Consider the following 14,486-nt stretch of genomic DNA (forward strand, 5'->3'; position numbering starts at 1 on the left):
CAGACAGCACACTGGCAATTTTGGCATACACTTTGTCACCCGTCCCGACAGGCACGGTCGACTTATCAATCACAATTTTCTCATCTTCCATATGCGTTGCGATTGTTTCCGCAACGGCGAGCACGTACTGAAGATCTGCAGAGCCATCCTCGTCCGGAGGTGTACCTACCGCAATAAACTGTAACTTAGCATGTGCAATGGCTTCTTCTGCATTCGAAGTAAAACGCAAATTCCCCGCCGCAAAGTTACTCTGAACAATCGCTTCCAGGCCGGGCTCATAAATCGGAATGACACCGTTATTCAGCTTTTCAACTTTACTCGCATCAACGTCAACACAAATCACATCGTGCCCCATATCAGCCAAACATGCGCCGGTTACCAAGCCGACATAACCCGTCCCAAAAATCGATACTTTCATTGAATTCCCTTATTAACCCTTAACTAAACTCTTTGGTAATGCTTCCGTATGCAGACGCGCTTAAACAAGACACGCAGTCAACTTCTCTTCAGCAAAGACGAAGGCTGTTTTTAGCACACTTTATTGATCGTAATATTACACTTATAAGTAAGCCTAGCCGAATCTTTATGCCTAAGTTCTAAAAAACTTCGAACGCGGAGCTGAGGTGTAAAGTCAATGAGGCGACACAGACACCAATAACGTCAACTTACTTTACACTTCTACATTTTTCGAGAGACATTCATGTCCGCCAACTATCGAAACTAAAGTCTCTTTCACATTAGTGGATCGAATTTTGCTATTAAATATCGATATCAGGCAACTGATCGAACAAGGAGTACGCCAAACCAATTGTGAGATTGGGACGGAAAGCCAAGGGTCTGCCCTCAGGACGAGAAAAGCAGATAGCCGGTTACAACTTCTTAAGCAGATATAAAAAATTATGCTTTTGAGGAGCAAACAATGAAAAAACTAATTAGCAGCATGGTAGCTGCAGGCGCTCTAACGGTTTCGGCGCAGGCGAACGCTACTTTATTTGATTTCCAACAAATCGCAGATGGCGCAGATTACGGCGCAATCTCTGGCACATACGCGGACAACACGGCTGTCGCAGGCGCCGTCGGTGAAGCGGCATTTGACGAGCTAGTTTGGACTGTAGATGGGATCACTTTAACTGTTACAGGCACAAACGTTTCTGGCGATGAAGCTTGGGCTTATCTTGACCAAGGTAACGCAGGCCTAGGCGTTTGCTCTGAAGGCACCAAAACTGACGGCAAGGGCGATAATCAGTGTGATCCAGGCAGCGATGATAACGTGACCTTTGGCGAGATCCTGAATTTCTCGTTCTCATCAGTTGTTCAGGTTGACCTTAGCAGCTCAATTTTTCGAGATGCTAATCACAACATCCATGGTTCAGATCACGAGATTGATGTGAGCGTAGATGGCGGTGCGTGGGCTTTGCTAGACGACACAACCAATGTTTTCTACACCGACATGTTTAGCTTGCGACTCGATCCTCAAAAAGGTGAGCATCATCAGTTTTACATTGATACGCTAGCCATTCCAGAGCCGACTACTCTAGCGCTAATGGGCCTTGGCCTTGCAGGTATTGGTGCTGCGCGTCGTCGTAAAGCATAAGAGCTAGTGATTGGATCCTGAACCAAGTTCAGGATGACGACACAATGTCATTCCGGCCTATGTTCCAGAATCCAAAAAGGGTGCTTAAGCACCCTTTTTTATTTTCTGTAGCCAGTCATACAAGCTGTAAACCATGCGCGGCAACCAACGCAGCAATATCTGGTGAGACACCAGCTCAGGCCCTTTGGACGCNATTTTTGATTTATAGTCAGTCCGCTTACCACTTCCTGCTAGTAAGTCATAGCACGCAAGCTCTGACTGAACAGAGCAGCTCTGTATATCTAAACTCAAGGCCAACAAGCCGGGCGACACCCGCTTAACGGGCACCTCTTTAAACCCCAACATAACGTTGTAGACCACTCCTCTGAAAGAAACGTTTAAAGTCGCCGCCATCACCTCTCCATTATATTCAAGCCGCACCCCACCAAGCTCGATATCTCTTTCGTCATCAAAACGAAGCAAGGCATCCAAGAACTTTTTATAAGCACCAAAGCTTTTCTGATTATTCCACCGTAAGGCATGTAGCTCTTTGATAGGCTTCAACAGAACCTCTGGGTCTTCGCGCAAGCAGCCATTGACAGCAAAAGTGCTTTCGCTTGCCATTCGTTTCTCAGAACCTTTAATTCTCGCTCGCGTCCCTTTTCCCAAGCCACTCAGGAAAGCCTCATAACCCGTTGCTAGGCCAATACGGTAGGTTTGATCGCGCGCGGTCTCTCGAATATATGCTGCGCCTTGCTTTTTTAAGGCAATCAAAACAGAGCCATGGAGCTCCGTGGCAGGAACATCGCTTAGTATAATTTCATCCACGCCTGCACCAGCACCAGCACCAGCACCAGAGAGAAGATATTGCATCAAAGGCGCGCGTAACGTTTGCGCATCTCTTGATGAACACACAAAATCCAGATACTCAGCCCGGTATCCGGCCTCACCACTACCTTTATAACCCAAGAAATATAAGGTTCGAAGAGAAAGTAATTTAAGAAATGGTCGATGGGCAATATAGAAGGGAAGAATCGCGACCAGGCGCTCTCCTGAGCGGCACGCTACCAGAAACAACTCAAAATCGTCCTCTTTAAACGTCCTCCACCAGGCGTACATCCAACACCAAGAAGTAAATACGCCTTGACTAGACGCCGCGTGCAAGGCATCCCACTCAGGCTTGATTTTCTCAAACTGCGCCTCAGATAATCGCTGAAAAGTTAACTGCTGTCCGTCGCCGTCGATCATTTAAACTAGTAACCCTGAACACGATAAAAAGTAAATCGGAAGTAAATTTGGATAAGCTCTTAATGTCTTATAGTATGCTTAACTAGTAAGGATAGCTTAGATAAATTAAACAATTACAAGAAGTAATCGTGCGTAGCCAATACAGCCCTTTAGTTTCTATAACTCTCTTTTTTCTCTTCCAAGCCATTTTGTTTCATGAGGCTTGGGGTTCGCTCGTTCAACTGTGGCTAAAAATGGACTACGCCTACTCCATGGGCCTACTCGCTTTAGCATTAGCCATTTACAGCTCGTACCAAAAGCGAGACGCCATCTCGGCTGCCATTCACAAACCCCACGCCATCAATTACATCTTGCTATTCGGCTCTGCACTCGTGTTGACCTTAGCCTCCTATCTGAACATTCAGATCGGAACGCAACTTATGCTCGTGCCGATTCTTTTCTTTGGTGTATCAAGCATCGGTGGCTTAAAAGCCGCTGCACACTTCATTATTCCGCTGCTTTACATTTTGTTCGCTATACCTGTTTGGGATTACCTAAACCCTTTATTACAAGAGCTAACCACACTAGTGTCCACAAACATTGTTGAAGCTCTAGAAATGCCCGCGTTAATCAACGGAAATACAATCAACCTGCCATACGGCACGCTAGAAATAGCCGGGGGCTGCTCTGGACTCAGGTACTTCATCGTTACGCTAATACTGGTTTTGTACTTTTCTCAGCAACGTCCAAACTCAACACGCACTGTCATTTCAATGTTTTTTATTGCTGCTGGATTTAGCTTAATCGCCAACTGGATTCGCGTTGTGCTTCTGATTGTGATTGCACACCAAAGCAACATGGAAAGCTCGCTGGTAGCGGACCACGAGATGTTTGGCTGGGTAGTCTATGTGGTTACCATGATGCCTTGCGTCTGGTTACTTTTAAGGATCGAGCGCCGCGCACTCGTGCAAACCGAGGCTAAAGTCGAGGCCGAAGAGCAAAACACCCTACCAATTGAGAAAGCAGCCCATACTAACCAGACAATTAGACCCGGCTACCTCGTGACGTCGATCGTCGCCATTAGTATCGCTCCATTACTAATGGGCTTGGCGCAGTACAACCAAACACAAAGCTACTCAAAAGCCAGTTTCGAAACGCAGCTCGCCGCTCCGCCAAGCAGCTGGGCGATTACCGAAGCGCAGACATCAATATTTCAAACAGGCTTTACTGGAGCGGAAAACGAAAACAACTTTCAGCTCATAAATACATTTTCTGGAACCAAATTGAACGTCAAAATTCTTCGATATGGATCTGAGCATCAGGGAGCAGAACTGGTCAACAATAATAACCGGCTTGCAAGCGACTCGTGGAAGACGAGCTACACCTCAGCAAACAACTTTTATCAAAAAGCCACACTAACCAACCAGTTGCATCAAAAACTGGCTGTCATTTGGTACTATCGAATCTCAAATACCAGAACAACCAACGAATTAAAGGCGAAACTCGCGCAGCTAACGAGCGTATTTGCCGACGCACCACCTAAAGCGCTCGTTGCCATTTCGGCGCAGTGCTCAGCAAACTGCGATAACGAGTTTTCAGAGTTAGATAGACTTCTGAGCAATTACAAGCCTTACTAAGCCCATAGATTCTATCTAGGTTTAAGCAAACGAGAGCGCAACACGAAATGACACTTTTATTCTGGACCGCTGTATTTGGAACACTTTACAGCTATTTCATCTATCCAATCGCCCTAAAGTTTTTAGCAAAAACGCCGGATGCTGAACGCCTTAGAGCCGATAACAGCATCGCTACACCAAACCGAGCTTCATTTATTATTACTGCACACAACGAAGGCGCGAAAATAGCCAAGAAAATAGAGAACACGCTCGCACTTGATCAAAACGGTTTAGAGCTTGAGATCATTGTTGCTTCTGACTGCTCAACCGACGATACCGATGACATCGTAAAATCTTACCAAGACCGTGGCGTCACTCTAGTTCGTGCAGACCAACATCTAGGTAAAGAATACGCGCAACTTTGCGCGATCAAAGCGGCAAATCACGATGTGCTTATTTTTTCCGACACAGCAACAGAGCTAAAAGGCGACGTGCTACATAAGCTAATGGCGTATTTTGCAAATGAGAATGTTGGCGCGATCTCAAGCGAGGACCGTTTTATTACAGCCGACGGCAAAGTCGCCGGAGAAGGCGCCTATGTAAAATATGAGATGTGGCTACGTGGCAAAGAATCGTCCTACAGAGGGCTTGTTGGTTTGAGCGGTAGCTTCTTTGCAGCACGTAAAGAAATCTGTTCAGACTGGGACATACATTCCCCTAGCGACTTCAACACCGCATTGAACGCTGCAAAAGCCGGAAAACGCGCAATCTCTTGCCATGATGTAGAGGGTTATTACCCAAACCTAAAAGACGAATCAAAGGAATATCAGCGAAAATTACGAACAGCCATTAGGGGCATGACAGGCTTAAGTCGACACACAGAAGTGCTCAACCCATCGAAATTTGGCATGTTTGCGTTTCAAGTTTGGAGCCATAAAGTGATGAGATGGGCCGTGCCTTGGTTTATGCTGCTCGCACTTATGAGCAACGCATTCTTGTTGGAGTATTGGTTTTATCAGCTTTGCTTTGCGATTCAACTAGCAATGGCTAGCGCATTTATCTCAGCGCACTTTCTGCCGGCGCTGCGACAAAATGGCGTCATCAAGCTTGTATACTTCTTTTACCAGGTAAACTTTGCTCTTGCTCATGCCGCCATTAAGTTTTTCAGCGGAACGCGCATGACCACTTGGAAGCCTTCGGCAAGATAAAATGCACCTACTGCGCTTTGTTCGTCCTGTTGGCGAACCAATTGAAACTAGCCAAAAAAAGGTTTCTAGCAATCTTAAGCTAAGCGCTTATGAAGGCTACGAACGCGAATTTTATGGCTCGGGTACAATGGCATTGCAAACCGCCCTCACCGTCATGAAAGCGCACTTTAAAGGCGATGCAGTCACTAAATGCATGCTTGCAGGCTATGGCTGCCCAGATCTAATCTCGGCTTGTGTTGGAGCGAAAGTCCAACCAGTCTTAATGGATACTGCACCTAACTCTCCTTTCCCAAGCGAGAGTTCAATTGAGCGCGCTGCGCAAGAAGGCTGCACAGCCATTATTCTGGTTAACTTTCTAGGCCTTAGCGCATCAAAAGAACTAGTGACTAAGTGCAAACAACTCGGATTATTTATCATCGAAGACCGCGCGCAGAGTTTTTTATCCCCGCCAATCAATATACAGGGCGAAGGCAGGTTATTCGGGGATGCGGTGATATTCAGTTTCGGGAAAGGAAAGCCTCTTAGCCTTCTCGGCGGCGGCATGCTTTTAGTCAAAAAAAACATCGCGTTTCAAGCCGTTTCAGATCAGGCAGATGACTCAAGGATTTCGACGATAAGAACAAAACTAAGCATCATTGCGTACAACCTCATCATCCGCCCATCGCTTTATCCGCTACTACTTAAAATACCCGGCCTTTCGATCGGAGAAACGCGTTATCACGCCCCTCAATCTATTAAGGCAATGGATGCAATGCGCCTAGCTATGCTACCCCACGCTATAGAGAGCTTTCATTCAAAGCCTCGCGATACCGCTCAAAAAATTATCGGGCAGCTAAATCCAACATTTAAGCTGCTAGGTATCACATCACTACTGAGAGAAAATGATGGATTACGTATGCTACGCCTCCCATTACTCGCTCATAACAAGGCAATGCGAGATGAGTTGGTCGATAAACTGGTAGAGCATGGTATTGGGGCAACAAAGCTTTATCAATCGAGCATTCCCGATGTTCAAGGCATACCGAGTCGAGTAAAATCGGAATTGCTCTCTAGCATACATCTAGAAAATGCATGCAACTTCGCAGACAGACTCTTTACTATACCCTGTCATAGCGATGTAACAGCCAACGACATTGAAGCGATCAAGAGCACGCTGGACAACTACTTAAGCCCAAAGGAAATAGCATGAAGCACGCAATGACCGTGGATGTCGAAGACTACTTTCAGGTCGCGGCATTTGCGCCCAACATCAAGTATGACGAGTGGGAAAAATGGCCAATGCGCGTTGAGCAGAATACCCATGCGATACTAGATCTATTTGACAAGCAGGGAATTCAAGCCACGTTTTTCGTCTTAGGCTGGGTGGCAGAACGCAAGCCGGAACTCGTGCGGGAGATTCAAAAACGAGGACATGAAATCGCATGCCACGGAATGACGCACCAACTGGTTTACTCCCAAAAACCAGAGGTTTTCCGGGAAGAAACATTCAGATCGAAAGCGCTATTGGAAGACATCACCGGTCAAGCCGTATACGGTTATCGCGCAGCAAGTTACTCCATCACAAAACAATCACTATGGGCATTAGAAACACTCATCGATGCTGGCTTTACCTACGACTCAAGCATCTTTCCTGTGCACCACGATCGTTATGGTATGCCTGGGGCACCACTGAATATTCATACTGCGATCACCACCGCGGAAAAGAGCATTACTGAGTTCCCACTCACATCAGCACAATTTATGGGCCGCCGTTTACCTGTCGCAGGCGGCGGCTACTTTCGAATCTACCCGTATTGGTTTACCCGATCAATGCTCAAACGCGCTAGTGAAGAAATCGATCAACCTTTTATTTTTTACCTCCACCCCTGGGAAGTAGACCCAAACCAACCACGCATACCGGGCGCATCGGCTCTTAGCCGTTTTAGACATTACACTAACCTTAAGCGATGCATGCCTAGGCTCGAAACACTCATCAAAGACTTTGAATTTACGACGGTACAAGCGGTCATAGATACATACATAAGCAACGCACCCGCCTCCGGCGACGCACCTGTAAAAAGTGCAATGCAACTGTTTGATTACCGTAGCTTGAGCACGTAAGAAATGTCTAACGCTAGAATCGATACAAACCTAAACGAGACGAACGAGCCAAGCGAACTAAACGAAGCGCTAGCCAAACTTGAAGAAGAAGCTAAGCGGCTCTCAAAGCTTATTGGCCAAGCGAAACGCTCTGGAGAGGATGTAAGCGAGCTCATTGCGGCTAAAAAATCCCTCCACCAAGACAAAATAGAGCCCTTAAAAAAACAGATCGCCGAAACCGTATCCGAAAAGACATCAGAACAAACCACTGCCCAAAAACAAATCAAACAGCTTGAAGCTCCAGCACCCTACACAAACACCCCTTTTTTAAGCAACTCAGACTCACTCGCTCTAAGCCTTGTTGACCTTGCTGATATAGGCCGTGACGGTGTTAGTGAGAGTAACAATGACAGTATTAGTAACAATGACAGCTCCGCCACATTAAAACAGCACTGGGATACCTACATTGCTGCACACCCAAGCGGCAATATCTACTACGAATGGCGCTTTCTAGAAGCCATCTCACGTATATTCGGCCATAAAATTAAGCTGCTCACAGCAACAGAAAAACAGAGTGGTCAAATCATAGGCGTGCTGCCGATCGTTGAGCAGAAGAGCAGACTCTTTGGACATTTGTGGACCAGCATCGCCTTTGTGAACTATGGCGGCCCACTTTGTAATAACGAGAAGGTTGAGGCATCCATTTTTGAGTTTATAGAACAAGCAGCCAAACAAGAGGGCATCAAGAGGCTAGAGGTTCGCGGCCTATATGAGCGCCCCATTCCAGATAGCTGGAACTGCTCTAAAGACAAGGCCAGCATGTGGCTGCCGTTACCCTCGGACAACAATAGCGACACCTTGCTATCTAGCTTCAAAGCAAAGCTTCGCTCACAAATACGCAAGGGCTACACCGATGCCGTCAGTGCAAAAGTCGGTGGGCTAGAGCTCATTGATGATTACTACACCGTATTCGCACGCAACATGCGTGACTTAGGAACGCCTGTTTATAGCAAACGCCTGTTTTCAGAACTACTAAAAACACTCGCGAATCAAGCATGGCTGGTACTTATCTATCATCAAGGCAAACCAGCATCGGCGGCTTTTCTCATCAAAACAGGCGATCGAATGGAGATCCCCTGGGCCTCAACCATTCGAGATTACAACCGTTTTGGGCTTAATATGGTGCTGTATTGGGAAGTACTAAAACTAAGCTGCGAGCAAAAATGTGCAGTTTTCGATTTCGGCCGTTCAAGCATTGATGCAACCACCTACAAGTTTAAAAAGCAGTGGGGCGCACAACCGATTCAGCATTACTGGTATGGTTATGAGCCTGAGGAAGACTCATCGAGCGGACAACTCCAGGGAACAAGCAAAGCTAGCACAGAAAACCCGAAGTTCAAGATACTCATTGCCTGTTGGAAGCGACTTCCGATATGGTTGAGCAAACTCATTGGCCCTAGTATCGTGAAGTTTATTCCTTGATTGCGCATCTAAAGCACCGGAAAAACACTAATATGAGCCTGATCCAATTCTCCAAAAATATCATCAAAAATCTACTCGCTCATATCAAAGCGCATCAATTCAAAGCTGCTCTTAAAAAGGGTGAGTACGATGGCAAGCTAATTATATTGATGTATCACCGAGTTCTACCAAAACAGGACCCTAGGCTCGCTACTGAAGAGCCAGGCATGTATGTCACCCCAGAGACTTTAGACATGCACCTGAGTGAGCTCAGCAAGATAGCGCAGCTCGTTCATATTGAAGAATGGCTCGAACTCGCAAAAACCGATGCATTGGAAAACAAACTCTATTGCGCTATTACCTTTGACGATGGATGGGCCGACAACTACGAATTTGCCTTCCCTCTTCTGAAAAAACACCAAGCCCCCGCATGTATATTCTTGGCAACAGACTACATTGGCACCGACACAACGTTTTGGCCCGAGCGTTTAGCTGCTGAACTTAATGATTACACAAAAAACAATGCCACCAAACTTAAGTTAGATGCGTTCTTTAGTGAGCTTGGCGAAGAGATAGATACGACTAAGTTGAACAACCAAAATCGAGACTATATTTCGTATCTTATTCAAATCGCCAAACAAAAGCCGGACGATGAGATAAAGTCATTCCTAGACGCCCTTCCGAAACGCAAAGCATCAAGTAAAGATAAGGCTAAGTATCAGACCGAGATGTTGAACTGGGAGGAAGTAAAAGAAATGCAAGAAGCTGGCGTTCAATTCGGCGGCCACACTCGCAGCCACCTCCGCCTAAATAACCAAGCAAGCCCGGATCGTTTAGAAAATGAAATCATAGGGTGTGCCGACGACATAAAGCAAAATATAGGAACAACACCTACTTTATTCTGCTANCCCAACGGTGACACAAGTCAAAATGCACTAGATCTTGTTGCATCAAGGTATGCAGCTGCAGTTACCACACAAACAGGGATAAACGAAGCATACACTGCGCAAGCACATCTCTTGAAAAGGGTTGGAGTGCATGAGGATGTTAGTAAGGATAGCATTTCACTGAAAGCAGTTTTACACAGAGACTAAACTCAGCATAAATTTCTACGATTAGTTGCGGTTAGACATGAAGGGGATTACAACACTAGAATTGAAAATATATAAATGCCCCACTATTAATACTCGCACCAATGAAAACAAAAAATAAAGCGCAAAAACAACCCGCCTGAAAGACAAAATGCCCCCTTTCAAATACTCCAAAAACCTTCTCATGGAGCCAGCTTCTTGGCGTAAAATGCACCAACCCAATAGCCGCAATAAGCACATAAACCAGCGAACTTAGTTGAGAACCTAAGGTCAAGTTAGCCAAGCCACCTGTATAACTGATAAACGTAGCCATGTCTGGCACTCTAAATAGTAGCCAGCTAAACAGCACAAAGTGGAACATAAAAAACACTTTGAATACCATTCGTAAGCCAAACACCTTCTCAACACGAACATTCCGAGACATCACCAAAATCATCCCGTGAAAAGCCCCCCAAAGAACAAAGTTCCAAGCAGCGCCATGCCATAAACCACCTAATAACATAGTTAAAAGAAGGTTTCGAGCGGTGAAGAACCTACCACCGCGATTACCACCTAAGGAAATATAAAGGTAATCCCTCAACCAACTTGACAAGGATATATGCCAACGCTTCCAAAAATCGGAAGGCGTTTGAGCAAGATAAGGGCGATTAAAGTTGATTGGCAAATGAAAACCCAATATCAAAGCTATCCCAATAGCGATGTCAGAATATCCCGAGAAGTCACAATAGATTTGAAATGCATACGCATAAAGCCCTACAAGTAAATCCCAACTAGAGTAATTCTCTGGATTTGCAAAAACAGCATCCACAACAAGGTATGCCAGCAAGTCAGCAACCACTATTTTCTTAAACAAGCCAAGAAAAATAAGCCATAGCCCTAGGTTCACATTTTCTTTAGAAAGACTTAGTTTTGCATGTAACTGAGGAAGAAAATCTTTCGCTCTGACAATCGGTCCCGCGACCAACTGAGGAAAAAAAGAGACGAACACGGCGAACTTTACGAATGAGTTTTCATGAGAAATATTACGCCGATATAAATCAATAGAGTAACTTAGCGTTTGAAACGTGTAGAAAGAAATACCTACAGGCAACAGAAGCTGGTGATATAACTCCGGCATGTCTATTCCGAGCAATGCCAAACCCTGCTTACTTACATCAATGAAGAAATTGTTATATTTGAAGTACGCTAGTATTCCTAAGTTAACTGTCAGGCTTATCAACAATAAACCTTTACGCTGTCTGGCAGTTGCGCCTTCTTTATCCATCTGCTTGCCAACTAAGAAATCCACGACTGTAGATATCAAAATGAGGCTAGCGTATTGCCAATACCAAGACATATAAAACAGGTAACTACCTGCAAGCAGTAAGGAATCTCTCCAGCTTTCCTTATCGCATACAAGGTAAAAAAAAGGGACAAATACAGAAACAAAAACAAAAAACTCTACAGAATTAAAGATCATGACTAATTTCTTTTAGCTCGTTGATCAAAATAATTGGCTATGATCATAGCCACATGTTTATGACCTTTCTTATTGAAATGAACAAAGTCTACAAAATACTCAGGGTGACCATTCAGTTCAGCTGCAACATCAATCAATCCCACACCTTCTTTGATAGATACAAATCTCACTACATCATTAAACTGATTAATCGTATTTACCCAGCCTTTAGGCGAAAGGTAAGAGTTATACCTAACAAAATTTGTTTTTAGAGACTTAGGCATTAATTTCAAATTGTCTAAATTATGGCTTACTGAAAACGTAGAGAGTAATGGCTCTGCGCCTTTATTCCTGGTCCTCGTGATAAAATCAATCAATTGCTTTTCAAACTCAACACCGTACTCTTTAGGTAAAGTTTCTTTTAACTGACCTTCAAGTTTAATATTCCCACCCAAGTAATCGGTTAAGTGTTGATACAATGAGAATTCCTGAAAAGTCTTTCTTAAAAATGAATAATCCAAAATACTATTGGACGACTTTATATCTGTCGTTTTAGTTGTTATTACGCCTTGAAATGACTCAATTGCCTGACTCATTTGATAAAGCAACACATAATCCGGCACATATTTAACAAAGTATTCTTCTAGCAACACTATGTCATCATCAATGCCAAAACCCGCCTTACTCCCGTTTAGAACAAAGCAGTTAGCTAGGGCAGAAAATTCACATACTCTGTTAGGAAACACATCTTTCGCGGCATACCGAACATGCTCTGCGTGTGATGCCGACGCAACCCATATAACATTTCCGCGATATGGTTCGAGATTTCTAGTGACTAGGCTCCGAAAAGGGAAATTCTCAACTGGGCCATATTGAGATGACTCGGCCGAAACAATTTGTTCTGAACTCGTGCTGGAGCCAGACATGGCGCTTGGTTTTGGGAAAAAAACTGTATTATAGCCTAATCTATAATGTCTAAATTCAAGCGCTATCTCCACGGCCATCAACATTACAATCGCAAGAAAAAAAGGTTTTAGTAAGGCTAATCGCGCAAAAATACCCACTTGAAACTCAACTCCATTTGTCATTCATTCTGCTCTTAAATAACTTTTCAACTCATACCAGAAAGGCTTCAAGTCACCGCTCCGGTTAACCTCATATCGCATTTTTCGCGACCAAGGTATTAAGAACCCAACTATATTGATTAGCTTTTCACCAACTGAATAATTTCTACTCTTGAGCACGATATAGAGCCGATCTAAATCACCTAACAACCAACGAAGCTTCTGCCCTTTCGTATATCCATGAGAGTTTTCAATGGCTTGCCCCATCTCAATCTTATGCAACATTGCCGGGAAATCGACACCTGAATCCACAGCCAATTGCAGCGACCCCCAAAACCTCGGGTTCACCTCGATTACATAAGGCTTTCCTTGCTGATCAACCTTAAACTCGACCATCGCAACGCCATGCCAGTTCGCCGCATCAAGCAACTGCTTCGCAATAGATAGCTGCTCAGGGTCCGCTTCAACACTCTCACTCAAAACACTTACCCCCCCAGATGGAGGCTTTTCACGAAGCCGTTTATGGGCGAAATGCGCAACATACTCACCCTTGTTATACAGAAGAAAAACACCGCTACCGTAGCCTTCGATATACTCCTGAATCATAAAAGGGTAATCACGAAAATAAACCATTGAGCTTACTAAAGAGACGAGTTCTTCTCTCGAGTGCGCATAGGTGACAGATGTATTGATCCAACCATCACTACCCAAGCCATTGAAATCATCTGAGCCATGCGAACTAACGCCATCAGGTTTAATACGTGAGAGCGTAGGCTTGAGAACAACAGGGAATGAATACTCTTTCTGGTTTTGCTCAAAATCCTGTAAGTCGTTGAAGTAATCACTAGCAGGGACATTTAGACCAAGCTTCTGGCACAATTTGACCAAAGAACCTTTGTCGCTAAGGCTTTTTACAGTATCTAAGGTTGGGAAAGGCAACGTCACAGGTTTGAGCTTATCAACATGCTCTAAAAGGGTATAAACCGTTATCTCTGTGACGGGATAAAGAACCTCAACGCTATATCGCTCAATTAACTCGTTAATGCGATCAATGAATGCTTGGGCATTTGCAGGATCAGGATAGCTATCCGAAAAAGCGCAAAACTTTGAAGCGCCAGCTAAAGTATCGCTGCCAACATCAGCACAAACCACCTTAACCCCGGCACGGCCCAAAGAACGAGTTACACTAAGCGCACTGCGCTGATTTGCATCTAACACTAAAACAGTAGACAAGCTCTTATCCTTTAAAGCCCTAACCGCAAGGAAGGAAAAACAATTTATAATGGCTTTCAGTAACGAACGCTCTATTCTTAGAATAGCAACAAACATAAAGAATGTCGGAATCCACGAAAAAATGGAAGCACAACAGAGCTACTGTCGCGTATTAATGCTGCACCGCATTGCAAACCCAGCAATGGGAATCTCAGGGATTGAAACAACCTGGCTTGAAAACTCTATAGCGCTGTTTCTTACAAAAGGCTTTCGTTTTTTATCGCTAGAAGAATTTAAGCACTATATAACATCGCAAACGCCCTTCCCTGCCAACGCGTTACTAGTGACGATTGACGATGGTTATGCGGACCAAGTCAACGAAATGGTCCCTGCATTTTTAAAGCATGGTATCAAACCTGCTGTTTTTCTCATCAGCAACCTGATAGAGCAGCAAGAACTCCCATGGGATGAAAGCATTCGCTACATTGCTGAGCACACTGCAAAGCCATACATCCAT

General features: G+C 44.6%; 13 protein-coding genes and 1 riboswitch. Of the genes, 8 read left to right on the forward strand and 5 right to left on the reverse strand.

Annotated elements, in window-relative coordinates; genetic code table 11:
* Window positions 1-418 (reverse strand): NAD(P)-binding domain-containing protein (locus tag A3751_RS03435; protein ID WP_197466152.1); only part of this gene is annotated, 418 nt, incomplete at its 3' end.
* A gap of 370 nt (window positions 419-788) precedes the next feature.
* Window positions 789-877: riboswitch (cyclic di-GMP riboswitch) on the forward strand.
* Between the two features lie 42 nt (window positions 878-919).
* Here A3751_RS03435 and A3751_RS03440 point away from each other — a divergent pair.
* Window positions 920-1,594, forward strand: coding sequence for a PEP-CTERM sorting domain-containing protein (locus A3751_RS03440; protein ID WP_068452108.1), 675 nt, complete (start codon window positions 920-922; stop codon window positions 1,592-1,594).
* Between the two features lie 84 nt (window positions 1,595-1,678).
* On the opposite strand, the gene A3751_RS03445 is transcribed toward A3751_RS03440, so the two are convergent.
* A complete protein-coding gene (locus tag A3751_RS03445; protein WP_068452111.1) occupies window positions 1,679-2,821 on the reverse strand; it encodes a GNAT family N-acetyltransferase in 1,143 nt (380 codons plus the stop codon).
* Window positions 2,822-2,949: 128 nt separating this feature from the next.
* Between A3751_RS03445 and xrt the strand changes: the two genes are divergently transcribed.
* From xrt to A3751_RS03475, 6 genes are read left to right on the forward strand one after another with little or no spacing between them, the layout of a single operon-like run.
* Window positions 2,950-4,437, forward strand: coding sequence for an exosortase (gene xrt / locus A3751_RS03450; RefSeq protein ID WP_068452114.1), 1,488 nt, complete (start codon window positions 2,950-2,952; stop codon window positions 4,435-4,437).
* Window positions 4,438-4,484: 47 nt separating this feature from the next.
* Entirely contained in the window at window positions 4,485-5,624 is a 1,140-nt protein-coding gene (locus A3751_RS03455; RefSeq protein ID WP_068452116.1) for a glycosyltransferase, read from the forward strand.
* Between the two features lies 1 nt (window position 5,625).
* The gene (locus tag A3751_RS03460; protein ID WP_068452118.1) at window positions 5,626-6,813 is read left to right on the forward strand and encodes a DegT/DnrJ/EryC1/StrS family aminotransferase; all 1,188 of its coding nucleotides are present in this window, start codon (window positions 5,626-5,628) and stop codon (window positions 6,811-6,813) included.
* Window positions 6,810-7,724 carry an XrtA system polysaccharide deacetylase gene (locus A3751_RS03465; RefSeq protein WP_068452121.1) on the forward strand — a complete coding sequence of 305 codons (915 nt, stop codon included), beginning with the start codon at window positions 6,810-6,812 and terminating at the stop codon, window positions 7,722-7,724. The genes A3751_RS03460 and A3751_RS03465 overlap by 4 nt, the downstream gene beginning before the upstream one ends.
* 3 nt (window positions 7,725-7,727) lie before the next feature.
* Window positions 7,728-9,185, forward strand: a complete 1,458-nt coding sequence (locus A3751_RS03470) for a FemAB family XrtA/PEP-CTERM system-associated protein (RefSeq protein ID WP_082863032.1) — start codon at window positions 7,728-7,730, stop codon at window positions 9,183-9,185.
* Window positions 9,186-9,217: 32 nt separating this feature from the next.
* Entirely contained in the window at window positions 9,218-10,258 is a 1,041-nt protein-coding gene (locus A3751_RS03475; RefSeq protein ID WP_068452124.1) for a polysaccharide deacetylase family protein, read from the forward strand.
* Window positions 10,259-10,313: 55 nt separating this feature from the next.
* On the opposite strand, the gene A3751_RS03480 is transcribed toward A3751_RS03475, so the two are convergent.
* The 3 genes from A3751_RS03480 to A3751_RS03490 are packed head-to-tail and all read right to left on the reverse strand — an operon-like array spanning window position 10,314 to window position 13,990.
* Window positions 10,314-11,714 carry an MBOAT family protein gene (locus A3751_RS03480; RefSeq protein ID WP_068452128.1) on the reverse strand — a complete coding sequence of 467 codons (1,401 nt, stop codon included), beginning with the start codon at window positions 11,712-11,714 and terminating at the stop codon, window positions 10,314-10,316.
* Window positions 11,715-11,716: 2 nt separating this feature from the next.
* Window positions 11,717-12,781, reverse strand: coding sequence for a hypothetical protein (locus tag A3751_RS03485; RefSeq protein ID WP_068452131.1), 1,065 nt, complete (start codon window positions 12,779-12,781; stop codon window positions 11,717-11,719).
* Entirely contained in the window at window positions 12,782-13,990 is a 1,209-nt protein-coding gene (locus tag A3751_RS03490; protein ID WP_068452137.1) for an ATP-grasp domain-containing protein, read from the reverse strand. It lies immediately after the preceding gene.
* A gap of 121 nt (window positions 13,991-14,111) precedes the next feature.
* Between A3751_RS03490 and A3751_RS03495 the strand changes: the two genes are divergently transcribed.
* Window positions 14,112-14,486 (forward strand): polysaccharide deacetylase family protein (locus A3751_RS03495; protein WP_197466153.1); only part of this gene is annotated, 375 nt, incomplete at its 3' end.

This window comes from Oleiphilus sp. HI0080 (assembly GCF_001635135.1).

Bases quoted from the DNA above. Each gene is read 5' to 3' on its own strand.
- A3751_RS03440 (WP_068452108.1), top strand. From the start codon at position 920: ATGAAAAAACTAATTAGCAGCATGGTAGCTGCAGGCGCTCTAACGGTT.
- A3751_RS03455 (WP_068452116.1), top strand. From the start codon at position 4,485: ATGACACTTTTATTCTGGACCGCTGTATTTGGAACACTTTACAGCTAT.
- A3751_RS03460 (WP_068452118.1), top strand. From the start codon at position 5,626: ATGCACCTACTGCGCTTTGTTCGTCCTGTTGGCGAACCAATTGAAACT.
- A3751_RS03465 (WP_068452121.1), top strand. From the start codon at position 6,810: ATGAAGCACGCAATGACCGTGGATGTCGAAGACTACTTTCAGGTCGCG.
- A3751_RS03470 (WP_082863032.1), top strand. From the start codon at position 7,728: ATGTCTAACGCTAGAATCGATACAAACCTAAACGAGACGAACGAGCCA.
- A3751_RS03480 (WP_068452128.1), bottom strand. From the start codon at position 11,714: ATGATCTTTAATTCTGTAGAGTTTTTTGTTTTTGTTTCTGTATTTGTC.
- A3751_RS03485 (WP_068452131.1), bottom strand. From the start codon at position 12,781: ATGACAAATGGAGTTGAGTTTCAAGTGGGTATTTTTGCGCGATTAGCC.